We start from the raw sequence: 23,454 nt of genomic DNA, 5'->3' as shown, positions 1-23,454 counted from the left end.
CAGCAATTGAAAAAGATTGGCAAGGAAAGCCTCCGCAAATAAGGTCGATATCCGGCAGCGCATTGGGGTCGATGGTTTTGGCATCTGCAAAGAACACTTCTCCTTCCGTATCGTACATAGCGTTATATGCCTGATTTGCATACCTGTCTATTTCGCAGTGACCGACGCATTCAAACCCGCCTACAGCCTCCAGGCCAGAACGAAAGCCGCCGATTCCCGCGAACATATCAAAAAATCGGATAGCCATCTGCCATCCGACCTACCCGAAATTGAAGCACCTCCTACATTTTCATACCGAAATCTTCATCTTCGTCCATGTCCGGCTCCTGTTCCTCTGCCAGTTCTTCTTCCGTCAGCTTGCGGAAAGAGTCCTCGTTGGGGATAAGCCCCAGCGACCGGCCATTGTCGAACTTGCAATGCAGGGTACCGATGTCGTCCACGGTAAGCACCGTACCTCGGGTGTTGTCCTCAACACGGTGCATATCCTCGCCCATACTCAGCAGCATGATCCTTGTGCCGCTGGGGTACTCAGCCTTGTAGCGCTCAGCCATCCTGTGCAGTTTATCCCATTCGTTCATTGTGATACCTCCATTTCTTAAATACCGCCCATCCCTTGATGGGGTTCCAGATGTTCTTCCAGCTCATCTTCGGTACAGAGAAAATAATCATCACTGCTGTTCCAGTAGGAAACGTAGAGATCACCCTCATCCGTTTCGATGGGCCGCTGCTCAAAACCTTCCCCAAGCCCATCTGAACATTGCCCAAGGATTTCTTCCCGCAAATCGGCCATCTCGTCCGGCGTAAGCGGCTCTTTGAGGTGGCAGTCGATACGGCCCAGGAGCCTGCCATCCATTTCTTCTACCGTCCACACGGCGGACATGAGCTTGGCAGCTACACCAGCATTCCTGTCCAGGTACTGAGCCATATCGCCCATCTCAGGGCCTTGCTCGTCGGCGATGCCCTGCTCAATCTGGTCTTGGTACGCCGTCAGAAAGCCGCTGCCCACGTCGATATACTCGTCGCACTCGCCGTCATCCAGCTGGCCCACGAGAGGGCAGTAGAATGTCAGCTTGACCGGCCCGGCAGGAACTGCTCTGCCTCGTATGGGATAAACGCTTCCATGCGCTTGGCGAGAAAGTTCAGTTCGTCCAGGTCGATTTCTTTCCCGTTCAGTACGGACAACGCCTGCGGAGTGACCTCATCGGCCACGAACCTTGGGGGTGTAGCGTGGAAAGCGTTGACAAGCTCTGTTTCGAGCTTGCCATCGGGTAGGGGGAGGGTGAGCTCAGTCCGCATAGGGCCGTGCCAGATTTTCAAGGTTATCATTTTAGAGCCTCCTTTCAGAAATGAAAAAAGCCGGTCGCTTGTTTTGGAGAGGTTTCTCCAGCGACCGGCTATGTATTTCTGTGGCGAGAGGGCCAGCAGATGCTATCCACTGGCCCTCTCGTTCTGCTTTATTCTGCTGTGTGAGGGTTCGGTTCCTGCCGGAAAGCCAAAACGCCATTTTTTCATCTACGTTTTTGACTTTTCAAATCCAGGCTTTTAGGCATCAAAAAACCGCGCCACAGCGCGGTTTTTTGAGCGAATATCTTTTTTATATCCACAGGATGGTTGCGGGGGCAGGATTTGAACCTACGACCTTCGGGTTATGAGGGGCTAATTGTAAATTTAACTGTAAATAAATACGCTAAATCAACCGATTTCTAAGGAAACGCAGTATATTATTTCACTGTTATACACAATTTGCCCACACTCCCCTGCCCACGATGGTTGAGGCTGGGGTCAAATTGGGGTCAACATTTTTTATACATTTCCTGTTGAAACCTACTTTTCATATTTATACAAGCCTTATTCATTATAGCAAGTCCAAAAAGCAGCTATCCCTAATAAGACCAAAAATCTTCCAGAACCAACCGATTTCTACCTGTTCTTGAAGAACTAAACGTCCCAGGCAACTATTCTTTTTTCTTCTTCATTTGCGCCTTAAATGCTTCCTTCAACATATCTTTTCCAGCTTTTGAAGTCAACTCGTTTTGCCTCAATTTACCCATTTTAATTGCTTTGCACACTTCAATATAGGCTTTGCCTAAAGCTAGAGTAATAACACCTGCTGTTCCAGCAGAGATAACCCCGCCAACAACAGAGCCAGCTCCAGGGATAAGCTTAAACAAATTCGCCGCTACCGTTTTCCCTAATACTGTGGCACCTCCAACACCTATTGCTGCAACTGCGAGCGATTTAAGAGCATCCTTACTTATGTCAATATGAAATACACCATTGATTGCAGCCATCATTGCCACTTGCTCTGCAATCATCATGGGGGCATCTGCAAAGGGAATTGGTATAACACCTGTTGCACCTGTACCCGCAGCAAAACCAAGCACTACATTATTGGCTTTTTCAACCATTTCATTGTACTCATACGCCTGCAAATCGTCAATAAAAGAATCCTCATAATCTCGTTTGTTGTTTTCTTCCATATGGATTTCCCCTTTCATGCTAAAAAGAAACTGTCAATATCCGCTTTATTTCTTAATACTTTGCCGCTCTGTACCCCTATGTAGTCTGCCAGGGCCACAGAACCATCAAAAGCTAAATTTACATCTTCGTCAAAGGCCAACTCTGTAATGGAGACAAACTTTGCAAACTCTTTTTTCAACTGTGCGATAAGCATTTGGTAATGTTCATCCAATTCCTTATTCAGTTGCTCTATCCCTTGCATATAGCTCTGGGATAAGGCTTGCTCCCGCTGAGAGAAGTAATCCTTTGTAATACCATACAGCATGGTGCCTACTACATTGCCGATAACGGCTCCCAACACGGGAACCGGAATAAACACCTGTCCCAGCAAGGAAGAAACCGCACTCACAGACACATCTAAGCACAACACCTGAGAATTATCCAGAAATTCTTCTTCTGAAATATTTCCCAACTGTAATTGTCTCGCCTGAGAAGAAACCCCCAAAACGGCTGTGACAAAAGCGCTGGCTACTGCCGCAGGCGTAGCCGTAAAGTTTGTCATGCCGTAGATAGCTGCACCACGGATACCGCCTGTTGCTGTACCCTTGGCGGTATCTAATCCAACTTCTTTCCAATCCTCCGCTGTAAACTCAGAAACTTTCTTCCCTTCCTTAAGCTTTTTAGCTACACCAAGGCAAAAGCTCATGCCCCCTTCCACAGCGGCGGAAACTGCCGTAGCTTGAACACCTTGCTTTATAGTAGGTTTACTAGCTTCATATGCTTCATTGCGGCGCTGTTGGTCAATTTGTCGGATATTATCCTCTTCACCCTTAATACTTGCGACAGCTTTCCCCTGCTGCACATCTTGATAATTAGCAACAGATGGTTTGACTACTCGGGTGAAGCTTATCTGCTCATCCCTCTCCCATTGGCGTATGGATTTAACTAAAGTGTTTTCGCTACGGCTCAGCGCAGAAGATGGTTTATTTAGGATAGAGATGATTTTCTCGTATTGGTCTTTGGGGATTTGGTAGAACCCGTTATCCGTCTTTATAAAACCTGGGTAAGTTTTTAAATGTTCTTTTACCGCATCAAAAGACCTATTTCCTAAATCACCAACGTAAAATTTAGACTGTACTGGCCTGCCTTGAAAAAGGTAATCCTCCGGGGCTGTCCTCCCCACGCCCTCAAAAGTGTACTCTGGGAAAAGTCCTAATATCAACCTTCTGGCATTAGAGATATTGACCTGGAAATGTTCCGCAATTTCCCCATGCTTAGTGAGCGGGCTTCCTAATATCTTTGAAGGATCGCCAATAAAATCTTTTAATTTTTGAAGCTCTTGCAGCGCCTCCTTCAAATTGATATCTTGAGCAAACAGTTTCCGCACTAATTCATCCAGTCGTATTTGGTTTAACTGATGAATCCAGGAGGCTATTGCTTGCTCTTGGGACGTTTTTATGACCTGTGTTGCCTCCATAAAGCCGCCTCCTTAAACAGTCTCGTTAAGAAGCTCTGCTAAAGAGAAAGTGTTGTTGACCAAAATCCCCAGCCTCTTTTGGTCTGAGTCAGCCAGGGAGAGATAATCTGAACCTTTTAACCGTTTGCATTCGTTGAAAGAATCCTCCAATTTGCTAAGAAGTAAGGATGTCTTATCGATAATGCTCTGAATTTTTGCAGTAGTCTCACGCAAATTGGCACCAGCTATCGTTACTTCTCTCGCTTCTGCAATGGCCTCGTCAGCAATTTTCTTATTTTTCTTTCCTTTGGAGAAAACGGCTAATGCTGCGGAGGCACCAGCAATCCCCCAGCCCACAGGCCCGGCTAAAGCCAATAAAGCCTGACCCCCAGCTATGCCAGCACCGCCTGCACTCAAGGCTCCACCACCTAACCAAGCCAGGGCCGCTTTTGTTGCCACAGCGCCATGAAGGGCAGATATAGCTGTACCTGTGGAAGCTGTACCAAAAGTTGTGGCTACCCACATGGCAGCAGAAGGAGCCAAACTGGCAACAGCAGTACCCGCAGCAAGTCCTGTAGCAACGCCTACGCCTGATTTGACAGAACTTGAAAGAGCCTCTGCCCCGTATTCTTCTGTACTATGGAACTTCTCTTTTTCTGCTTGAATATCCAAAAGGTTCTTCTCAAATTCCTTTGGGCTGTTGGCAATGCCAGATACAAAAGCTTCTATTTCCTCTATCAAACGGACGCATTCCCGCCGCTTTTGGTATAGAAAGACTCCACATCCTTGCATCTTTTCATACTCAGCATTGTATTTTTTGACTGCACGTTCATGGATTTCCATCGCGTCATTTTTGGGCTTTTTGTAAAGCATGGGTACACCTCCACACAGCAAATTATTTTATACCTTCCCCGCCAGGGGAAACTAGATGGTATATCCTATCCACGGTGTAATATCACAGATGAAGTAACACTTTTCGAACCCAATCCTGAATGCTAGTATATTTTGGGGGGAACCTTAAACCCTTCCAGAATGAATAGGTTGGTAAATCTTCGTCAGGAACTAAGCCTTTTAAATCATCAAATCGTTTCGCGTTAAAGCAACGCAATCCAATCACTACTCGCTTATCATAAGGAGGGAAAACCAAATCGACTTCAGGAGGTTCGTCACTCCATCCTGAGCCAGTATAATACTGATATTTATCATTGAACTTGTACCGAGCAACATTTCCTACACCACTAAAACCTTCCTCCCAGTCCTGACTCCATGGGATTTTAATACCGGAAAAGCTGTCACCGTCAACAGCGAACAGAATTTCATTCCCTTGAATCATTAAGACTGCATCATGATAATTATAACCTTCGCTACCATCTGAAAGATGAATTCTAAAACAATCAACCATATGTTACTCTCCCATCCGAGTTTAGATTTCGTCTTTAGTTGCTATGTCCTGCGCACACTATGGAGCGTACACATAGTATACTAGACGAGTGAAGTCGAGCGTTTTTTCTGAGGTTTCTCGATATTTCCACAGAAATCGATTTTCGCTCTATATTATACCTCACCAAGTTTATTTTGTCAATATTTCCAATAAAAATCGAATTTGGCGCTATAATCAAGTGAAAACAACTGGTGAGGTTTCCTTATGATTGGAGAGCGCCTATACGACTTACGCAAGGACTTTGGGCTGACGCAGGACGAGTTAGCCGCGATACTGAAAATCAACAAACACTCCATTTCCTCCTATGAACGCGACAAGAGCGAACCGCCAGACGCTATCAAAATCGAGATGGCTAAGTTTTTTGGCGTGTCGGTTGACTACCTGCTGGGCCTTACAGACGACCCTAACCCTTATAATGGCAAGCATCCTGTCATACGACTGCCTATTAACTTCCCGGAAAGCGCTAAACGAAGCTTGTACGATTATATATCATTTCTAAAAAGCAAGTATACGGATAGACAAGATGAGGATGCTTAAAGAGTAGATAGGCTAATCTCGTAAATATGCACGATTTCAACTGTATATTATCTCTATGAGAAAGCGCAGAGCCATAAACTCTGCGCTAATTTACTCTATGGAGGTAATAACATGAATGAAGCTGCTATTTGTACCGTCTGCCACCAGCCTTTCCCACAAACCCAGCTTACAAGCTTTGGGGATGCTTTGCTCTGCCCAACCTGCCTTGAAAACTCTACAGTGCTGTGTGAGCACTGTGGGCAGCGGATATGGGCAGACGAAAATGCGGGAGATGCTGGCATCTCGCTCTGTCCATCCTGCCGGGAATCCCTCTACACCACCTGCACAAGCTGTGGCTGCCACGTATCCCCCAGCGCCGCCTATTATGAAGATGAGGACGATTGCCAGGAGTACCCCTACTGTTGGTGCTGCTTTAACCAGATGCAGCGCGACAGCGATATCCACGAATACAGCTACAAACCCTCCCCCATCTTCTTCGGCAATGGCAACCGCTACTTCGGAGTGGAGCTTGAAATGGACGAAGCAGGTGAAATCGGCAAAAATGCCTGTCAAATCCTGCGCAGAGCCAATCAAGGAGAAGAGCTTGCTTACTGCAAACACGATGGCAGCTTGAATGATGGCTTTGAAATCGTCACGCATCCCATGACTTTGGACTATCACCAGCAGGCTATGCCTTGGAAAGCGCTATTACAGGAAGCTGTCAACTTAGGCTACCGCTCTCATAAGACAAGCACCTGTGGGCTCCATGTCCACGTCAACCGCTCCGCTTTCGGTGACACTGTGGCTGAACAAGAAGCCTGCATTGCCAGAGTGCTCTACATCGTGGAGAAATTTTGGGATGAGCTATTGAAATTCAGCCGCAGAACGCCTCATCAGCTTGAGCAATGGGCCAGACGCTACGGCTACAAAGACCAACCGCAAGACATACTTGACCACGCGAAAAAAGGCTATAATAATGGTCGTTATGCCTGCGTCAATCTCTCCAACTACAAAACCATAGAGTTTCGCATTTTCCGTGGAACTCTCAAATACAACACTCTCATAGCCACGTTGCAGCTTGTAGACAAGATTTGTGACGTGGCTATCAATCTGTCAGATGAAGAGCTTACCCCTTTGGCCTGGACAACCTTTGTCGCTGGAATCCAGGAACCAGAGTTGGTGCAGTATCTCAAGGAAAGACGCTTATACGTCAATGAGCCTGTGGCAGAAGGGGGTGAAATCTGATGTGCTGCTTATTTGGACTGCTGGATTGCGGAAGTGATTTTTCTCCTAAACAAAAATCAAAAATGCTGTCTATCCTCGGTACTGAATGCGAAATCAGAGGCACAGACGCTACAGGCATTGCCTACAACTCCGCTGGTGAGCTTCATATTTATAAGCGTCCTGTTCCTGCTCACAAGTTGCGGATGCGCTTACCTTCGGATGCTAATATCATAATGGGACATACACGCATGACAACGCAAGGAAGCGAAAAGCGGAATTACAACAACCATCCTTTTTGGGGTCAGGCTGGTGTGCGTTTTGCGCTTGCTCACAATGGGGTACTGCGCAATGATAAAGCGCTGCGCAAATCAGAGGCTTTGCCAAAGACTAAAATCGAGACAGACAGCTATATTTCTGTGCAGCTTTTAGAAAAGCAAAAAGCCCTCAACTTTTCCAGCCTAAAGTCTATGGCAGAGAAAGTCGAGGGTTCTTTTACTTTTACCCTCCTGGATGAGCACAACAACTGGTATCTGGTGAAGGGTGACAACCCGATTTGCCTCTGCTGGTTCCCTCAAAGTATGGTATATCTATACGCATCAACAGAAAGCATTTTAAGTAGCGCTCTTTGCAGGATTCCCTTGAAGCTGGGGAAATCCGAGAAAATAGTGGTTGCAGATGGAGAGATACTGCGAATCAACGCACGAGGGCAGATTGCAAGGAGTCGATTTGAGATGAAGGAAAGCTGGTGGAGCTATCCCATAGCCTATTCTTACGAAAGCTTATATTGCTCAACAAGAGTGAACCAAAGCTATACAGACGAATTAAAGTCTGTAGCTGCCGCTTTTGGCTACTCCCCTAGATTTGTAGACAGCGCTTTAGGAAGTGGGTTCACTCTGGATGAAGTAGCGGAAATGCTCTACTGCAACGAAATGTAGGTTAAACTTGCCTTATAACAGTTTACATAATTGAAAAAGAAAGGTTGATGCAAAATGGAATGGACAATGATGGGATTCGTTATCACGCTTGCTATCCTCTGTATAATGGAGGAATCCAATAGCGAAGCAAGGAAGGGGGTGTAAGGGTATGGTTATCAGTTTTGCAGCTTTAGGTACAGCCCTGGCCAGCTTTGCAGAAGGTGCTATTTTGGCTGCTTCTGTCTACCTTGTAAGCAGAGGTGTGAGGAATCCTCTGCGGAACAGGAAGAAGTAGAAAACAAAGAAGCCTGGCCTTGTTCATGAGGTCAGGCTTCTTGCTTGTGCCAATAGGGTACACTCTAACAGCATATCAAAATCATATCCCAGTAGGGTTGATTTCCGGCTTTTGGCATATGCCAATTTCCGTAGAGACCCTATTGGGAAAGAGAGGAGAGATACCTTTGAAAGTCGGCTACATCCGCATCAGCACCACAGACCAAAACACAGCACGCCAAGAAGTGCTCATGCAAGAGCTGCAAGTGGAGCAAGTCTACATCGACCGCATGAGCGGCAAGAATACAGACAGACCAGAGCTACAGCGTATGATGCACTTTGTGCGTGAGGGTGATATGGTGATAGTTGAATCCATCAGCCGTTTTGCCAGGAATACCCGTGATTTGCTTGACTTGGTAGAACAGCTCACCGCAAAACACGTAGAGTTTGTCTCCAAGAAAGAAGCTATCGACACCAGCACACCAACAGGTAAGTTTATGCTTACTGTATTTGGAGCGGTTGCCGAATTGGAGCGCGAATACATCCTACAGCGCCAAAAAGAAGGGATAGCAGTAGCAAAGGCTGCTGGCATCTACAAAGGCCGAAAGCCTATCGTGCATCCAGATTTTGACAAGGTTGTGTGTCAGTGGCGAGAAGGGAGGTTTACTGCCAAAGAAGCTATGAGCAGGTTAGGCATGAAACCCAGCACATTCTACAGGAAGGTAAAAGCGTTATAACCCAAGAGTGAAGGGGGTTGGAACCCCAACCCCTTTCTTTTTTAGCTGTCATACTGCTCGCAACTGCTGTCTTTGCAGTTCCCAAAGAAAGCACATTTAGGACACTTGCACTTGGGTTTCTTGGCATAATGGCCTCGGCCTTGCTTAAAAAGCCGCATAGAGTTTAGCTGGTTAAAAATAGCCATTTCACTTCTGCCGAAATGCAAAGCCATCTCCGAAATACCATCCCCGAGCTTGAACATATCTGCAAGCTGCTCTCGCTCTTCTTTTGACCAATAATCCTTGTTGCGGTCTGCTGTGCTTTCGCGCATACGGATTATCTCATTTCGATGTTCTTTCACGATTCGCACCTCCTTTCCTATAATTCTTATTTTTATGTTAGTTCATATTATCTTTTTACATCTCGAAAAAAGCAGCTTTTCTATCTGCATTTTTTCATAATAAACAAACGAACAGAATAATAAAAAAAGACAAAAGGAGACTGAGCAGCTATGTTAGAAGAATATGATGCCTTATTAACCGTGCAAGAGCTTCGGGAGATTCTGAATGTAGGACGCGGTTCCGCTTATGAGCTGCTGAAACAAGGCGAGATACCCGCATTCCGTATCGGTAAGAATTGGAAAATACCGAAGGATGCAGTTATCCACTACATCAGCCAGTGGCAGAACCACCTGCATTAACAGCAAACCCCCGATGGTTTTAGGCCATCGGGGGTTCTCTCACTGGATATCTTCGTCAGACAAAGTTGAGACGTACTTTATACTATAGATGCCGTATCGGTGGTTAGCGGCGTTGATAGCGTTCAGCAGTTGAAAGTGCTCCGCTTTGTCACCATGGTACTTATAGCCATCTACATAGCTGACAGCGTTAAACATGATGTGGAAATGCAGGTTCTTTGTATCCTCGTGTACAGCATAAACTACTTGATACCTTTGGCCTAAGTAAGCTGCAACCTCTCGCGCTATAGCGTCAACTACTGTTGGGTCAGTGGTGTCAAAAGGTGTGTAAGATACCATAAAATGTCGAACCCGAATTCGGCTATCCTTGTTAAACTGCTGTGCTGTCTGGTTCATTTCCTCAACAACATTAGCTCCCACGCTTTCTCTTCCCACAAGCTGGTGTGGGATTTTGTTTGGCTGCATGATGTAATCGTACAGTAAACTTCTTGCATTCTCGTTCTGATGAGTTCCTTTTTTGTTTGCAACTTTCATAACTGGCATTTTGTATGCCTCCTTTAAATTTATTTTTACTCTATAGTATATATATAAATATAAAATTACATATAAGTATAGTGCGTATAAAATCAATAGCTATTGAATATAGTCTTTTAATTTAACTTGAATAGGATAATTAAATACCCCCCAACCCCCAAAGCCAGGGAAGAAATATTCTCAACTCTTTGCGAATATTAACATCCCTGCCAGGTCCCTACTGAGATGTTATGTTCGTTTTAAAACTTTACCATCGTTTTTAAGATTGCGACTTATCCGCTAACAACAAGGCTTACTCCGATAGAACCATCCTCTTTCATCAAACGTCTGTTGTCCCTTATTCAAAATCTCACTCATCACTTGCATTTCAAAATTTTGTATGTTATTATATAAGAAAACGACAAAATTTTTGCAATTTTGAGGTTTGATTGTCTATGCAGTACCTTACAGAAGCCATAAGCAAAGAAGAAGTTGATTCCTGGAAACCGGGGGATACTGTCGTTATAAACTCCCCCACTGGCAGCGGAAAGACCACTTTTATTCTCTCAGCGCTTCTCCCTCGCGCAATAAGAGCAGGTAAACATATCCTTTATCTCTGCAACCGCAAAATTCTGAATGAACAGGTCATAGTCGATTCTCGCAGAAAGCTTTCAGAATTTTTCGGGGAGACAGAAGAACTCACAGCCGAACAGCTTCGAGCCATCCACATCATTACGTATCAGCATTGTGAGAAAAATTATCAGTTTCCAAACATCAATAAAGAAAAGGAACAGTTTCACTTGTTCGAAGAAGATATCATGTACTATGTCTACGACGAAGCCCATTATTTTCTAAATGACGCTCAATTCAACCCCGGTACGAATTACTGGATGGAAAAAATACCTACAAAAGAGATAAATGTTTTTATGAGCGCTACACCAGAGCCTTTGGAGTGGTTTCTGGCTTTCAGCAAGCTAAATCTAAAATCATTTAATTATCAATATCATTTTAAACTCATCTTATCGCAATATAGAAAACAGGCAGAAAAGCGGAAAGAATTAACAGATGACAAAACAGGTTTAAAACTTTACGCAGATATTACACATCAAGGCTCGGAGAGCAGAAGTTGTGTTAAGCTAGTTGAAAACTATACTACACAGTATATTAATAAAAAATGCCAAGAGATTAAAATTTTTCCCGAAACATTTGATGCCGTAAAATACCACATTAACCAGGGTAAAAACGCTTATAAAACACTTCCTGCCCCCGCAATACAGAGCTGTTATAAACAACTAAACGTGTTTTATTATCGTGAAATGAAGGAAATATCAAAAGAAATCCAGGCTCATCCTGCTGATGAAAAGTGGCTGGTTTTTACAGACGATGAAAACGCAGGGTATAAACTGGACGCATATATGGAGGAGCGGGAAATAGATTCTGCTTTCCTCAGCAGAGACACGATAGGAAAAACAGGCAGACCAAAAAAGGAATTCAAAAATGTAGTTGAAAAGCAGAAATTTGGCTGCCGTGTTCTCATCTCCACATCCATCATGGACTGCGGGGTAAGCATCCATGACCCCGCTGTCAAACACATCGTAATCGCACACAGCAATAAGGTGAATTTCCTACAGATGCTCGGTCGAAAGCGATTGGACAAAGATGAACAGGTAAATTTGTACATTATGCTGGAAACAGAGCGCCGCATACATGGTATCCGCCATCAGCTAGAAAGGCAAATGAAAAACCTTTGCCGTTTGGGGTTGGTTGAAGATTTTACTGGCGAGTTAACAGACACATGGGATTTAAAGGCTAAGTACACCTTATCAAAGGTAGAATTGGACCTGGCCGAAAATGTTTTTCACTCAGATGCGGGAAAAAGATTGATTTATCCTTATTGGACTGGAACATATAGGCCTAAAAAGACATTCATGCATGACTATCAAATTAGCAAAACCGCTTTCTTATCAACCTTATTTGACCTATCTGGATACATAGAAGCTTTAAATGAGTTCCATGACAACTCCTCCGACCCTTATTTTTACCTAAAGCGGCAGCTTTCTTGGCTCGGCAAAGAGTACGATGAACACAGATGGCTGCATTATGGAAAGGCTCAAAAGGCTATAGCTGATTTTTTCAATAGGTATTATACAGCAGGTGCTTCCTCGAAAGAAAGAATCTGGATAAGGAAAGATGCGCAAGACGAATTCGCTTATGAATGCTTCACCCTCCTTTTATCCCTTCCTGAGCTGCCTGCAAGCCTAAAACGATACGGTGACAGATTCGGTAAACCAAAAAGAGCACCTGGGAAAAAGCTACTGAATAAAGCATTAACAGCTCTCTGCCTCCCCTTTGAAGTTTCCTCCAAATCGCGTACAGTCTCAAAGGGTGTGCGAGAAACGTGTTGGTATGTAGAAAAAATCAGTTAAAACGACTGCAAAAAAGAGGTTGTCGCCATCGACAGCCTCTTTCCTTTTGGGACTTTGATTGTAAAAAGATAAACTCATTCGAACCTATAAAGTAAAGAACCGCTCAACCCGCTACTGTCAATTACATATTATCACTATGAGACAGCAAGCACGGTTCTTACTACTACATAGGAAAGGTTTGAGTATCATGTCAAAGATAAGAGCTAACAACGAAGGAAGCATACGCCAAAGAGCCGATGGCCGCTGGGAAGCCCGCGTAACCATCGGCTTAGATTTTGCTACTGGGAAGCCCAAACGGGTTTCACGGTACGCGCCTACAAGAGCAGAAGCGGTCAAACTGCTGCACGAAATGTCTTATCTCTGCGAGACAGCTCCTCGGAATTTCAGCAACATTACCCTGGAGGAATGGCTGGATATGTGCTTGGAGGTCTACATGAAAAACTCCCTCAAGCAGTCAACCTATGTCAGCTATGAGGGGTATATCCGTATCCATTATAAGCCTACCCTGGGGTCTGTAAGGCTGAAAGACTTAACGCCTCGCCTGCTACAGCAGTTTTACAATTACAAGGCAGAAACAGAAGGTCTTGCTCCCAAAACCCTTGTGAACATGAACCTGTTCCTGCACAAAGCGCTGTCTTATGCTGTATCAGAAGGGTACATTCCCAGCAATCCTGCTTCGGCTATCAACCTGCCTCAAGGCAGCAAGCCGCAAATCGAGATACTCACAAGGGATGAGCAGGCAAGCCTCCTGAAAGCTACCTATCAGCACCGCTACGGGGTGTTTGTGCGGCTGGTGCTCTTTACCGGGGTTCGCATGGGAGAGCTACTGGGGCTGCGCTGGGAGGATATAGATGTGCAGTCTGGATTGATGCACATTCGCCGCACGTTGAACCGTTTGACGAAAAAAGAACGTCCGCTTGCTCCTGGTGAGAGCAAGACGGAAATCGTCATACAAGCGCCGAAGTCGCAGAACTCGATACGCTCTATTCCTCTGCTCCCTGCTGTGATGCAGGATTTGTTAAACTGGAAAGCTGTGCAGCAAAGCGACCAGCAAGCGGCAGGGGAGCTTTATCAAAACAGCGGCTTCATTGTGACAAACCCACTGGGTGGGTACATGGAGCCACGCACCTTCAAAGACCAGTACAACCAGATGCTGAGTATAGCTGGATTGCGGCATTTTACTTTTCATGCACTCAGACATACGTTCGCATCTCGTGCCATGGAACAAGGTATGGATGCCAAAACGCTTTCGGTTATCCTAGGCCACGCTTCTGTGTCTTTCACCATGGATACCTACACCCATGTGCTTAACAACCACAAGGTAGAGAGCATGGCTCTGATGGGTGAACTGTTCGACATGGGACAAGTACCCCAGCAGGAAATTTCTTATCCTGTCATTGCTACCCCATTGGTAAACGGCGAATACGGCTTTTCCGCTCCCAACTTTCCAGAAGTCAATTTCTCTGGTCCAGACCTCTACCAAGGCTTGCAGTATATGAAGGAGCATCTGCAAGAAGAGCTTTTAGTCAGCATTTGCCCTCCCGAACCTACGCCAGCCAATCAAATCATGCTGGATGCAGGCCAGCTTCTGCTGCAAATTCCTGTCTAAAGTATATCCCCTGTTGGAAATGAGTTGACAACGTTGGGGTCAAATTGGGGTCAAATCTCATATGCAGAGCCGCTAGAAACACAAAATATAGCCCAGAACGCTTGGTTCTGGGCTATATATGTGGTTGCGGGGGCAGGATTTGAACCTACGACCTTCGGGTTATGAGCCCGACGAGCTACCGAACTGCTCCACCCCGCGAAATATAATTTCCTTGTCTCTTTTTGAGTGCTTAATTATTATAGCACAGGGAAAAGAAAATTGCAAGGGATTTTTGAAATTTTTTTACTCAGCTTTTCCGCTAAAGCCCAGAGGTTTGGTTCTATCAGTTCACCAGGTTTTTCTGGTTCCGGGTCAAAAGGTGGCACAAAAACTGAGAGGCTGTCAGCGCGAGTCAATCGGTACAAATTGACAGCCTCCAAAATCATCTGCAACATATACTCCATCCTATCCACATCATCCCAATCCCAAAAGCCATCCTTCACAATTCTATTCGTATTGGCAGGGGCGCCTGCCCTCGCCTTCTAAGTATATCAACGCACTCAAAAAAATAACGTTAACTTTGTTTTAACTGATGACAATCAGGTATCATCATGATGTCATCTTAATATAACTTCTCTATTTATTATTTCTGTGAAAAGTTTTGCCCCCAGTGAATTCAGATGTATCAAATCCGTAAAACATTCTTTCCGATGTTCAAATAAGTCCGAGTAGTCAAAAAGTGAAATTCTTCCGGTTTCCGCTTCTATGTCATTTAGTATCTGATAAAACTCCTTGCGTTTTTCCTCAAAGGCTTCTTTTGACTGTTTATCTATCCCATGTAAGTAATAAGGAGGAATTATCACAACAGGGTTTGCTCCATCTTCCCTTATCAGATTAATAAACTTTTTGAATATGTCTATATTTTCTACAACAGTTTCTTCATGTTTCCGAAACCATATAGATGGCAGAACACTTTCACCATCCGGTATAGAATAGTGCTGGCTTTTATTTTGATGGTCAAATTGCCCAAAGTGGTAAAACTCAGTTATACGTTTACCAAACAAACGATAATTTTCAATATATTCCCACGCATCAGCACAGAACTCTGCATTATGCCAGTCATCCAGGCGCCATAAAGAAAAAATATTTCCTGATTTGTATTGAGTAAGCGAACGAGACATATCATAGTGGAAATGATCATAAGCAAACATAAGCCACACTATATCTATTTTCTTACTAATCTTTTTGCAATTATGCATATATTTGTATACTTCTAAACTATAGTATAAATCCATGCCAGGACAGCAGCACCTAAAAAATGGAATTTTTAAGCCTTTTAATATCAAGTCAGTATAAGAATACGACATTCCAAAAATTAAATTTGGCTCTCTTGAATAATAATTATTTACGATATTAATTAAATCTATATGTGCTCTTTCCTTACTTTTTTCCATAAAAAGAAGTGGAGTTAGAACCTTCTTTGCATCTATGCTGCTTTCCTGGATTCTTTTAAGCATACTTGCTAAAGTTGATTCCTTTTTTGAGCATAATAATATAAAATCAAAGTCAATATTTTGTAATTCTTCAAATTCAAAAAAAGGTTTGTTATCTAAAGCATCATAATTATATTTTCCATCAATACAGCCAATGATTTCATAGCTTTTATCCATAAAAAACTCAACATTCCGGCGCATCTCAACACTTGCTGTACCACATCCATACAAGATAATTCTTTTCATTTAACAATCCCCCAGAACATATGCATATATACCATTCAATTTAAAACAGTCTTATCCTCCCCACTGATCTCCTTTCCAAACTGCACCTCAACCATTTTCAGTTCGGATAAAGCTAGAACAGTATGGGGGCACCTGGCTTTCATGGAAACAATGTCGCCAGCCTGCACAAGCTTCTCTTTGCCGTCCAGGATCACTCGGCCTTCACCGGCAATTACCACCCACGCCTCGTCCCGGAACTGGTGGCTGTGGTAATTCATGCTGTGCCCTGGCTTCAGCGTCACTTTGATAGTCAGGCTGCTGTCCTCCACGTCCAGAACCTGGTAGCTTCCCCAGGACTTTTCCGCATACATTACCTGCTGTTCCAGGCTGTCTACCAGCGGCTTTATGTGGCTGGACTGCCCTTTATCGGAAACCAAAATCCCTTGGGGACTGGCAGAAATAATCACATCATGCAGGCCCAATGCCAGGACAGGCACATTCAATTCGTTGAGGATATGTACATTTTCACAGCTTTCGTGCAACACTGCTTCTCCCAGGCTGTGTCCATCCATGGCCTCTGTAATGGTATTCCAGGTGCCAATATCTTTCCACTCGCCTGCAAACCGCAAAACCTGGATGTCCGGCTCCTGTTCCACGACAGCATAATCAAAGCTGATCCTAGGAAGCTGCTGATACTTTGTGTACAAATCCTGATAGTCTGTGAAATTTACCGATTCATGGGCCTTATCCAGGACATATTGCAGCCTGAAGGCGAACACGCCGCCATTCCACAGGCCACCCTTTTCTATATAATCCTGCGCGGTTGCAACATCTGGCTTTTCTTTAAAAGCCAGCACCTTGCTGACCTCCGCAGCGCCTTCCGGCAGAATATACCCATATTTTTCGCTGGGATAGGTGGGCTGCATGCCCATCAAAACCAGATTTGCGTCTCCGGTTATAGCAAGTTCACTCAGCCTTTTCAACGAATGAAAGTATGAGCCGTCCACATAGGGATCCACCGGACACACCACCACAGGCTCTTCTGGCGATACGCCCTGGACATCATACAGGTATGCGCAGGCCAGCGCAATAGCAGGAAACGTATCCCGCCGGCGGGGTTCCACAGAAATGGATACATTTTTCTCCAACTGATTGCGGATGGCCGACACTTGGGCTTTTGATGTGGCGATGATGATTTTTGCATCCGGATCAGCCTGGCGGATTTGCCTGTATACCCGCTGCACCATGGACTCCTGCCTGCCGTCTTGTGTTTTAAAAAGCTTGATAAACTGCTTGGAGCGCACTTCGTTAGACAAGGGCCACAGCCGCTTACCTGAACCGCCGGACAACAGAATAACATTCATATATTTTACCTTTCAGCCCGCACAGGATTGTGAAGAAAATCCTCATAAGTCAGGCGGATCCCCTCTTCCAACTCGGTTTTATATGTCCAGCCCAGGGCGGCGGTTTTGGAAATGTCCAGTAGCCGCCGGGGTGCGCCGTTAGGCCTTGTAGTATCCCAGGAAATTGTGCCGGTATACCCTATAACTTTTGCTGTCAATTCGGTCAAATCCCGAATGCTGATCTCCTTCCCTGTCCCAATGTTGACAGGGGCTTCGCCACTGTAATGGTTCATCAGATAAATACAGGAATCTGCCAAATCATCAACATACAGGAATTCCCGCAATGGGCTTCCGTCTCCCCAACAAACCACATTCGGTATGCCCTGCACTTTGGCCTCGTGAAACCGTCGGATCAGAGCGGGGATTACATGTGCCTGCTCTTTATCAAATGAGTCTCCAGGGCCGTAGGCATTAGCTGGGATAGAACTGATAAAATCGTCCCCATACTGTCTGCGTATGTAGGCACACAGGCGGCTGCCGCAGGCCTTCGCCAGGGCATAGCCCTCGTTGGTATACTCTGGCAGACCCGTTAAAAGCGCCTGTTCCTTCATGGGCTGTGCGCAGTCCCGGGGATACATACAAGTGCTGCCCAAAAACAGGAATTTCTTTACACCATACTGATGCGCCTCCATAATCAAGTTGTCTGCAATCTGCATGTTGTCATAGAAAAAATCTGCCGGCGCTTCGCTGTTTGCCTTGATTCCTCCGACCCGTGCGGCAGCGGCAAAAACGTATTCCGGCCTTTCCGTAGCAAAAAAGCGCTGTACATCAGCCTGGCAGCGCAAATCCAACTCCTTGTGTGTACAAGTGATGATATTTCCATATCCTTGCCGCTTTAACGCACGCACAATGGCAGAGCCTACCATACCCGTGTGGCCGGCTATATATACCCTGGATTTTTTGTCCATCAAATCGTTTCCCTGCCTTTATCCCTAAATGTAACTCTGTATTGTTCTCCGAAACCCTATTTTTCCGCTAAACAAGCTCTTCCATCCTAAAGCCTTCAGTTTCCCATTATCAAGCTTTTTTATATTGACTCCACTGCCTTTTTTGAAGGCATAGCGCTCATCTATTGGAACCAGCACCAGCTTGGATAAGCTTTCTGGAGTCCCATCAAGCATATACTCTATAATCTGTGGCAAAGGCAGCATCTCATCCCCACAAACGTTATATGCTTCACCAGAAACCCCTTGGATCATCACATCTAAAATAGCAGAGCAGATATCCCCCACATATGTGTACTGTACTATAGCATCCGGGTCATCATACAACTCTATATCCTGGCTGGATAGAATTTTCTTTATGGAGCGAGGAAGAACCCTCCCGTCATTTTCTATATCAAAAGTGGGGCCATATGTGTGAGATATCCGTACAATATTTGTCTTTACAGCATATTCTCTTGTAAAAGCCGCACACATCTGCTCGGCGCAGCGTTTGCTTTCCGTATAACATGCACGGCTAGACAGCGGATCGACAATCCCATAAGCGGATTCTGATAAAACACTCTGGGTTCTTTCCGTTTCCCCATATATTGCACTGGATGAGCATAGCAAAAGCTTTGCACCAGATTCTTTGCAGTAGTCCAATAGCATCCAGGTCCCCAGGATATTAGGTTCCATAACTTTTGTTGGGTACATTTTGAAAGCGTAATTGTTAGCCAAACTGGCCGTGTGGATAATATAATCGCATAATACACCCCTAGGATGCTTCTGTGCTAAATCGAAGGTTACAATATGGCACCTGCCGCTTTCCCAAAAATCCTGATAATACAACTTCAATTTTTCTGTATTCCTGCCATGTAAAAACACATGTAAGTCCAGCTTATCTGATAAATATAGCAGGAGCCATCCCAGATATGAACCTATCATACCGGTAGAACCCGTTATCAAAATTTTTGCGCCACGAAGGGATTCCAGTATGTTCTGAAATTCTTTTAAAAGCAGTAGAGAATCCGCTTTTACTGTTTCAGCCCTTCTACTGTAGGGATTCATACGCCCGCTTAACCTCCTCCCCTTTCGGAATATACCCATGCATAAGTGGCCTGTCTACCAGATATTCTAACCCTTTGCCTTTCTTTGTATGGGCAATTATGCACTGTGGCTTGCTGTGTCCAGGTTTTCCTGCCTCTGAAAGCGCCTCATAGACCTGTCTGACATCGTGCCCATCAATTTCGCAGACATCCCAGTTACAGCTAAGCCATTTTTCCTTGAAAGGCTCCAGCTTCAACATGTGTTCTGTAAAGTCTGAGCATCCTAGAAAATTCCTATCTACTATTACAATCAGATTGTCTAACTGTTGATGGCCTGCAAAGTTCATGGCCTCCCAGATAGAACCTTCATAGCATTCCGCATCGCCGACAAGGCAGTATACCTTCCATGCTGCTTTTTGCAGCTTAGCGCCTTTTGCTAATCCCGCTGCGACACCCAATCCTATCCCCAAAGAACCACCATAAAAGTCAAAGCCCGGATAATATAGTTTGCGGAGCTTTTGATTAGAGCCTCCAACCCGAATCGTCTCCATCAATTCCTTCTCTGTGAAATACCCTAAATCTTCAAAGATGGGGAACAGCATTCCGACACTATGCCCCTTGCTGATTACCATCTTATCAAAATCCCCTGCCTCATCCCAATAGGGAGGGAACTGCATAATTTCATGGTAGAGCACAGTAGCAATTTCAGTCCAGGAAAAAGCAGAGGTCAAGTGCCCATACCCCACCTCTGTAAAGATATCCAAAAAACGTTTTCGGTATTGATACGCCTTTTGCTTAAGCTTTGTTACACCATACTTCATCATTTGGTTTCCTCATTAACCTTAATTACTTAAATCTCAGGCCATTTCCAGAATAACTTTTTCTATGTCAGATTCTGTAAAACCTTGGCTCTTTCTGATATACTCTCTATTGGTGAAAGCATTATAATACCCATTTTTTAATTGGAGGCCTAACCGCTTTACAGGTTTTGACATCCCGTAATCTGATAATAATTCGAGTATGTAAGAACCGATTCCGCCTGCAAGGACATTCTCTTCAATTGTCAAAACCTTTCTTGCGGATTGCAGACACTTTACTAATTGCTCTACATCTACTGGTAAACCAAACAGGTCAATAAGTTGAACTTTATTTTCCATCCCAAAATGTTGGCTGATTGTTTTCCGTATAGGAGAAATAAAACATCCAAAGGTTACGACACACAGGTTCCCCGGCTGGCCATATGTAGTGAAGCCTGTGTGCAAATTAATATTTTCCTCGTTATAAAAGGTTTCAGTGACGCCCTTATCAAAACGGATATATCGGGGATAAGTACACGTTGGTACTTCCTTTGCCAGTTTTTCTGCTATACACGTATCCGAGGGGTTGAACATCCGCACATTTGACAGCATTCGCATCATGCCCATATCTTCAATGGGCATATGGGTATAACCTGCCTCAGCAGAACACAAGCCTGCATTGAGGCCGCAAAGGGTTATTGGAACATTTAGTTCTGCCAGCAGCGAACGGATTTGATCGTATGCCCGTGTGATGGGAAACGGATTCAAACCGTAGGCAACCACTTTTTTCCCTGAAAGAGATAAACCCGTTGCAACGGAGATCAAGCTTTGCTCTGCAATTCCTACACTGATATATCTCTCTGGGTAATATTTCCGGAAATCATCTAAACTTGGTGCACCCAAGTCTGACGTGATGATAACAATATCTTCCCCTTGGCTGACTTGCGAAAAAATTTGATTGAAAAAAGCATCCCGCACTGAAAGCATAATCCTTAACTCCCACGATTTTTCGTCCGCTCATTGAATTGTTTCCAGGTATTCTTTTATCACCTGAATCTCATACCCCAGCTCATCTTCAGACAGCCCGTGATGGCACCCGATATAAAACCCATTTTGGTTTATATACTGTGCCACAGGATAATCCTTCTCCATATCCCCAAAAATCTCCTTATAGACAGGCTGGTTCAACAGACAAAGCATAGGCCGGGTTTCAATATTGTGCTTCTCCAGATACCGCACAAAATCATCCCGGTTAATGCCGCTCCCCTTACGGGGCAGGATGGGAAACATCATATAGGTGTGCTCCACATTGTCCGGATGCCGCGGCAGTTGGATTCTATCCTCAAAAGGCGCCAGTCCTTCTATCAAAAACTGCGCGTTCCGGCGGCGCGCCCCCATGATTTCATCCACACGCTCCAACTGACCAAGCCCCAGCGCGCCTTCTATCTCTCCCACCCGGTAGCTGTATCCCAGCCGCACAAACATAAACCGCCGGTCTATCTCTGTCTGCATACGCTTAGGGCATACCGTATCGCCATCGCTGGCAAGGCACCTCTCGCAGGTGCAGGCCCGCCCGTGGGCCACCAGGCTCCGCATGATCTCCATCAATCCGCTATCGCTGGTGCACATGACCCCGCCCACGCCAGTGGTAATGGTATGGGCCACATAGGTGCTGCAAGCCATAATGTCGGAAAAGCTGCCCACCGTCTGCCCATCCACCTTGGCAAAATGGGCTTCCGCGCAATCCTCCACAATGCGCAAGTTATGCTTTCGGGCAATCGCCACAATGCGCTTCATATCACAGGGCATGCCAAAACAGTGGACTGGCATAATGCACTTAGTCCGGGGCGTAATATGCTTTTCGATTTCATCGGGATTCATATTATATATAACGGGGTCAACGTCCACAAAAACAGGCTTCATCCCCGCATGCATCACGGCGTTACTGGTGGCAATAAAGGTGATGGCAGGCACCAGCACTTCGGTTTCATCTGTCCAGCCGTCTACCTCCCGCAGTGTCTCCAGCGCCAGATGGAGGGCCCCTGTGCCGCTGTTGCACATGATGCCGTACTTGTGACCGTGCATATGGGCAAACTTTTTCTCGAAAGCAGCCACATATTTTCCTTGGGAAAGCCGCTGGTTATCCAAGGTGTCCAGCACATATTTTTTCTCAATTTCCGTCACAGAAGCGTATCCCACGCCAATTTTACCCAGCACAAAGCCGCCCCCTTTTTTCCTGTTTTGCCAGCTCCCGGTCGTACTCCGCCATAATCCGTACCAACTCTTCATAGCTGGTCTTTTGCGGATCCCAGCCCAAAACAGTCTTTGCTTTGGTGGGATCTCCCAGCAGGTTGTCCACATCTGTAGGCCTGAACCAGGCCGGGTTGACTTTCACCAGCAGCTTCCCTGAACCGGCGTCATAGCCTTTTTCGTCAAGGCCAGCGCCCTCCCAGCGGATGGTAATCCCGTTGGCGGCAAAGGCTTTCTCTGTGAAATCCCGCACCGTATGCTGTATGCCAGTTGCAATAACAAAATCCTCCGGCTTGTCCTGCTGCATCATCAGCCACATGCATTCCACATAATCCTTTGCATAGCCCCAGTCCCGCAGGGAATCCAAATTTCCAAGCTCCAGACAGTCCTGCAAGCCCTCGGCAATCCGACCAGCCGCCAAGGTAATTTTCCGGGTGACAAAGTTCTCCCCCCGGCGCTCTGATTCATGATTAAAAAGGATACCGTTTACCGCGAACATGCCGTAAGCTTCCCGGTATTCCTTGACCATCCAGAAGCCATACTGCTTCGCTACAGCGTAAGGGCTATAGGGGTGAAACGGGGTTGTCTCTTTTTGGGGCACTTCCTCCACCTTGCCGTAAAGCTCTGACGTGGAAGCTTGGTAAACCCGCGTTTTGTTTGTGAGGCCCAAAATCCGCACCGCCTCCAGGATCCGCAGAACGCCCAAGGCATCTACGTCGCCCGAATATTCCGGTACGTCAAAAGAAACCTGCACATGGCTCTGGGCCGCTAGGTTGTAGATTTCGTCAGGTTGTACCTCATGGATAATGCGGATGAGGGAGGAAGAATCGGTCAAATCACCGTCGTGCAGGGTTATGGCGTTTTTTGCAATTAGGAGGTTGATACGGGCAGTATTCGCTACAGACGAGCGCCGGACAACGCCGTGTACTTTATACCCTTTTTCCAGCAGAAACTCTGCTAAGTAAGAGCCGTCCTGGCCCGTGATGCCAGTTATCAGTGCGGTTTTCATTGCTATGCACCTCTGTGTTGTTTCCTTATAGCAGCATTGATTTGTAATCCCTTCCTTTAGAAGGGATTACATGGAGGTACCTC

26 protein-coding genes and 1 tRNA gene are annotated in these 23,454 nt (G+C 45.5%); 7 read left to right on the top strand and 20 right to left on the bottom strand.

The window, feature by feature from the left end; all coding sequences use genetic code 11:
- From D1841_RS10520 to D1841_RS10485, 8 genes are all read right to left on the bottom strand, one after another.
- Positions 1-247, bottom strand: a 247-nt coding sequence (locus tag D1841_RS10520) for a DNA cytosine methyltransferase (RefSeq protein WP_160643005.1), incomplete at its 3' end; no start/stop codon positions are given.
- A gap of 34 nt (positions 248-281) precedes the next feature.
- Positions 282-578 carry a DUF4314 domain-containing protein gene (locus D1841_RS10515; RefSeq protein WP_160643004.1) on the bottom strand — a complete coding sequence of 99 codons (297 nt, stop codon included), beginning with the start codon at positions 576-578 and terminating at the stop codon, positions 282-284.
- A gap of 17 nt (positions 579-595) precedes the next feature.
- Positions 596-1,048 (bottom strand): hypothetical protein, encoded by a 453-nt coding sequence (locus D1841_RS10510; RefSeq protein WP_160643003.1) that lies wholly within the window; start codon positions 1,046-1,048, stop codon positions 596-598.
- A 17-nt stretch (positions 1,049-1,065) separates the two neighbouring features.
- Entirely contained in the window at positions 1,066-1,326 is a 261-nt protein-coding gene (locus D1841_RS10505; protein WP_160643002.1) for a hypothetical protein, read from the bottom strand.
- A gap of 629 nt (positions 1,327-1,955) precedes the next feature.
- Entirely contained in the window at positions 1,956-2,480 is a 525-nt protein-coding gene (locus D1841_RS10500; RefSeq protein ID WP_160643001.1) for a YcjF family protein, read from the bottom strand.
- A gap of 14 nt (positions 2,481-2,494) precedes the next feature.
- Positions 2,495-3,937, bottom strand: a complete 1,443-nt coding sequence (locus D1841_RS10495; protein WP_160643000.1) for a hypothetical protein — start codon at positions 3,935-3,937, stop codon at positions 2,495-2,497.
- A gap of 12 nt (positions 3,938-3,949) precedes the next feature.
- Positions 3,950-4,789 carry a hypothetical protein gene (locus D1841_RS10490; RefSeq protein WP_160642999.1) on the bottom strand — a complete coding sequence of 280 codons (840 nt, stop codon included), beginning with the start codon at positions 4,787-4,789 and terminating at the stop codon, positions 3,950-3,952.
- 82 nt (positions 4,790-4,871) lie between these two features.
- A complete protein-coding gene (locus D1841_RS10485; RefSeq protein WP_160642998.1) occupies positions 4,872-5,318 on the bottom strand; it encodes a hypothetical protein in 447 nt (148 codons plus the stop codon).
- A gap of 243 nt (positions 5,319-5,561) precedes the next feature.
- Between D1841_RS10485 and D1841_RS10480 the strand changes: the two genes are divergently transcribed.
- The 4 genes from D1841_RS10480 to D1841_RS10465 all read left to right on the top strand — a co-directional run bounded on the left by D1841_RS10480 (position 5,562) and on the right by D1841_RS10465 (position 9,021).
- Positions 5,562-5,894 carry a helix-turn-helix domain-containing protein gene (locus D1841_RS10480; protein WP_160642997.1) on the top strand — a complete coding sequence of 111 codons (333 nt, stop codon included), beginning with the start codon at positions 5,562-5,564 and terminating at the stop codon, positions 5,892-5,894.
- 111 nt (positions 5,895-6,005) lie between these two features.
- Positions 6,006-7,118 carry an amidoligase family protein gene (locus D1841_RS10475; RefSeq protein ID WP_160642996.1) on the top strand — a complete coding sequence of 371 codons (1,113 nt, stop codon included), beginning with the start codon at positions 6,006-6,008 and terminating at the stop codon, positions 7,116-7,118.
- Complete coding sequence (locus tag D1841_RS10470; RefSeq protein ID WP_160642995.1) at positions 7,118-8,032, top strand: hypothetical protein; 915 nt, start codon at positions 7,118-7,120, stop codon at positions 8,030-8,032. The genes D1841_RS10475 and D1841_RS10470 overlap by 1 nt, the downstream gene beginning before the upstream one ends.
- A gap of 440 nt (positions 8,033-8,472) precedes the next feature.
- On the top strand, positions 8,473-9,021 hold the full coding sequence (locus D1841_RS10465; protein WP_160642994.1) for a recombinase family protein: 549 nt from the start codon (positions 8,473-8,475) through the stop codon (positions 9,019-9,021).
- A 41-nt stretch (positions 9,022-9,062) separates the two neighbouring features.
- Here D1841_RS10465 and D1841_RS10460 read toward each other — a convergent pair whose 3' ends face one another.
- Positions 9,063-9,362, bottom strand: a complete 300-nt coding sequence (locus tag D1841_RS10460) for a hypothetical protein (protein WP_160642993.1) — start codon at positions 9,360-9,362, stop codon at positions 9,063-9,065.
- 150 nt (positions 9,363-9,512) lie between these two features.
- On the opposite strand from D1841_RS10460, the gene D1841_RS10455 reads away from it, so the two are divergent.
- Positions 9,513-9,701 carry a helix-turn-helix domain-containing protein gene (locus D1841_RS10455; protein WP_160642992.1) on the top strand — a complete coding sequence of 63 codons (189 nt, stop codon included), beginning with the start codon at positions 9,513-9,515 and terminating at the stop codon, positions 9,699-9,701.
- Positions 9,702-9,740: 39 nt separating this feature from the next.
- Here D1841_RS10455 and D1841_RS10450 read toward each other — a convergent pair whose 3' ends face one another.
- Positions 9,741-10,241: a relaxase/mobilization nuclease domain-containing protein gene (locus D1841_RS10450; RefSeq protein ID WP_160642991.1), complete on the bottom strand. Its 501-nt coding sequence runs from the start codon at positions 10,239-10,241 to the stop codon at positions 9,741-9,743.
- A 425-nt stretch (positions 10,242-10,666) separates the two neighbouring features.
- Between D1841_RS10450 and D1841_RS10445 the strand changes: the two genes are divergently transcribed.
- Both D1841_RS10445 and D1841_RS10440 read left to right on the top strand, forming a co-directional pair.
- Complete coding sequence (locus D1841_RS10445) at positions 10,667-12,637, top strand: DEAD/DEAH box helicase (RefSeq protein WP_160642990.1); 1,971 nt, start codon at positions 10,667-10,669, stop codon at positions 12,635-12,637.
- A 187-nt stretch (positions 12,638-12,824) separates the two neighbouring features.
- Positions 12,825-14,246, top strand: a complete 1,422-nt coding sequence (locus tag D1841_RS10440; RefSeq protein ID WP_160642989.1) for a site-specific integrase — start codon at positions 12,825-12,827, stop codon at positions 14,244-14,246.
- A 121-nt stretch (positions 14,247-14,367) separates the two neighbouring features.
- Here the strand turns inward: D1841_RS10440 and D1841_RS10435 are convergent.
- The 10 genes from D1841_RS10435 to gmd all read right to left on the bottom strand — a co-directional run bounded on the left by D1841_RS10435 (position 14,368) and on the right by gmd (position 23,371).
- Positions 14,368-14,444, bottom strand: a tRNA-Met gene (locus D1841_RS10435).
- 38 nt (positions 14,445-14,482) lie between these two features.
- Positions 14,483-14,680: a hypothetical protein gene (locus D1841_RS10430; RefSeq protein ID WP_166554259.1), complete on the bottom strand. Its 198-nt coding sequence runs from the start codon at positions 14,678-14,680 to the stop codon at positions 14,483-14,485.
- Positions 14,681-14,842: 162 nt separating this feature from the next.
- A complete protein-coding gene (locus tag D1841_RS10425) occupies positions 14,843-15,964 on the bottom strand; it encodes an SGNH/GDSL hydrolase family protein (protein ID WP_160642987.1) in 1,122 nt (373 codons plus the stop codon).
- 35 nt (positions 15,965-15,999) lie between these two features.
- A complete protein-coding gene (locus tag D1841_RS10420) occupies positions 16,000-17,307 on the bottom strand; it encodes a sugar phosphate nucleotidyltransferase (RefSeq protein WP_160642986.1) in 1,308 nt (435 codons plus the stop codon).
- 5 nt (positions 17,308-17,312) lie between these two features.
- Positions 17,313-18,257, bottom strand: coding sequence for a GDP-L-fucose synthase (locus D1841_RS10415; RefSeq protein ID WP_237076291.1), 945 nt, complete (start codon positions 18,255-18,257; stop codon positions 17,313-17,315).
- 21 nt (positions 18,258-18,278) lie between these two features.
- On the bottom strand, positions 18,279-19,337 hold the full coding sequence (locus tag D1841_RS10410; RefSeq protein ID WP_160642985.1) for an NAD(P)-dependent oxidoreductase: 1,059 nt from the start codon (positions 19,335-19,337) through the stop codon (positions 18,279-18,281).
- Entirely contained in the window at positions 19,321-20,139 is an 819-nt protein-coding gene (locus D1841_RS10405) for a transketolase (protein ID WP_160642984.1), read from the bottom strand. Before D1841_RS10405 ends, D1841_RS10410 begins: the two co-directional genes overlap by 17 nt.
- Before the next feature lie 33 nt (positions 20,140-20,172).
- The gene (locus tag D1841_RS10400) at positions 20,173-21,099 is read right to left on the bottom strand and encodes a transketolase family protein (RefSeq protein WP_160642983.1); all 927 of its coding nucleotides are present in this window, start codon (positions 21,097-21,099) and stop codon (positions 20,173-20,175) included.
- A gap of 30 nt (positions 21,100-21,129) precedes the next feature.
- Positions 21,130-22,329, bottom strand: coding sequence for a DegT/DnrJ/EryC1/StrS aminotransferase family protein (locus D1841_RS10395; protein WP_160642982.1), 1,200 nt, complete (start codon positions 22,327-22,329; stop codon positions 21,130-21,132).
- Positions 22,319-23,371, bottom strand: coding sequence for a GDP-mannose 4,6-dehydratase (gene gmd, locus D1841_RS10390; RefSeq protein ID WP_160642981.1), 1,053 nt, complete (start codon positions 23,369-23,371; stop codon positions 22,319-22,321). Before gmd ends, D1841_RS10395 begins: the two co-directional genes overlap by 11 nt.
- Positions 23,372-23,454: the final 83 nt, after the last annotated feature.

This window comes from Neglectibacter sp. X4 (assembly GCF_009917365.1).
GTDB lineage: Bacteria > Bacillota > Clostridia > Oscillospirales > Acutalibacteraceae > Acutalibacter.
This window is presented reverse-complemented; position numbering and strand designations above follow the sequence as displayed.

What these genes read in the sequence shown, in the direction of transcription:
- D1841_RS10515 (WP_160643004.1), bottom strand. Translation starts at nt 578, where the DNA reads ATGAACGAATGGGATAAACTGCACAGGATGGCTGAGCGCTACAAGGCT.
- D1841_RS10505 (WP_160643002.1), bottom strand. Translation starts at nt 1,326, where the DNA reads ATGATAACCTTGAAAATCTGGCACGGCCCTATGCGGACTGAGCTCACC.
- D1841_RS10500 (WP_160643001.1), bottom strand. Translation starts at nt 2,480, where the DNA reads ATGGAAGAAAACAACAAACGAGATTATGAGGATTCTTTTATTGACGAT.
- D1841_RS10495 (WP_160643000.1), bottom strand. Translation starts at nt 3,937, where the DNA reads ATGGAGGCAACACAGGTCATAAAAACGTCCCAAGAGCAAGCAATAGCC.
- D1841_RS10490 (WP_160642999.1), bottom strand. Translation starts at nt 4,789, where the DNA reads ATGCTTTACAAAAAGCCCAAAAATGACGCGATGGAAATCCATGAACGT.
- D1841_RS10485 (WP_160642998.1), bottom strand. Translation starts at nt 5,318, where the DNA reads ATGGTTGATTGTTTTAGAATTCATCTTTCAGATGGTAGCGAAGGTTAT.
- D1841_RS10480 (WP_160642997.1), top strand. Translation starts at nt 5,562, where the DNA reads ATGATTGGAGAGCGCCTATACGACTTACGCAAGGACTTTGGGCTGACG.
- D1841_RS10475 (WP_160642996.1), top strand. Translation starts at nt 6,006, where the DNA reads ATGAATGAAGCTGCTATTTGTACCGTCTGCCACCAGCCTTTCCCACAA.
- D1841_RS10470 (WP_160642995.1), top strand. Translation starts at nt 7,118, where the DNA reads ATGTGCTGCTTATTTGGACTGCTGGATTGCGGAAGTGATTTTTCTCCT.
- D1841_RS10455 (WP_160642992.1), top strand. Translation starts at nt 9,513, where the DNA reads ATGTTAGAAGAATATGATGCCTTATTAACCGTGCAAGAGCTTCGGGAG.
- D1841_RS10450 (WP_160642991.1), bottom strand. Translation starts at nt 10,241, where the DNA reads ATGCCAGTTATGAAAGTTGCAAACAAAAAAGGAACTCATCAGAACGAG.
- D1841_RS10445 (WP_160642990.1), top strand. Translation starts at nt 10,667, where the DNA reads ATGCAGTACCTTACAGAAGCCATAAGCAAAGAAGAAGTTGATTCCTGG.
- D1841_RS10440 (WP_160642989.1), top strand. Translation starts at nt 12,825, where the DNA reads ATGTCAAAGATAAGAGCTAACAACGAAGGAAGCATACGCCAAAGAGCC.
- D1841_RS10430 (WP_166554259.1), bottom strand. Translation starts at nt 14,680, where the DNA reads ATGTTGCAGATGATTTTGGAGGCTGTCAATTTGTACCGATTGACTCGC.
- D1841_RS10425 (WP_160642987.1), bottom strand. Translation starts at nt 15,964, where the DNA reads ATGAAAAGAATTATCTTGTATGGATGTGGTACAGCAAGTGTTGAGATG.
- D1841_RS10420 (WP_160642986.1), bottom strand. Translation starts at nt 17,307, where the DNA reads ATGAATGTTATTCTGTTGTCCGGCGGTTCAGGTAAGCGGCTGTGGCCC.
- D1841_RS10410 (WP_160642985.1), bottom strand. Translation starts at nt 19,337, where the DNA reads ATGAATCCCTACAGTAGAAGGGCTGAAACAGTAAAAGCGGATTCTCTA.
- D1841_RS10405 (WP_160642984.1), bottom strand. Translation starts at nt 20,139, where the DNA reads ATGATGAAGTATGGTGTAACAAAGCTTAAGCAAAAGGCGTATCAATAC.
- D1841_RS10400 (WP_160642983.1), bottom strand. Translation starts at nt 21,099, where the DNA reads ATGCTTTCAGTGCGGGATGCTTTTTTCAATCAAATTTTTTCGCAAGTC.
- gmd (WP_160642981.1), bottom strand. Translation starts at nt 23,371, where the DNA reads ATGAAAACCGCACTGATAACTGGCATCACGGGCCAGGACGGCTCTTAC.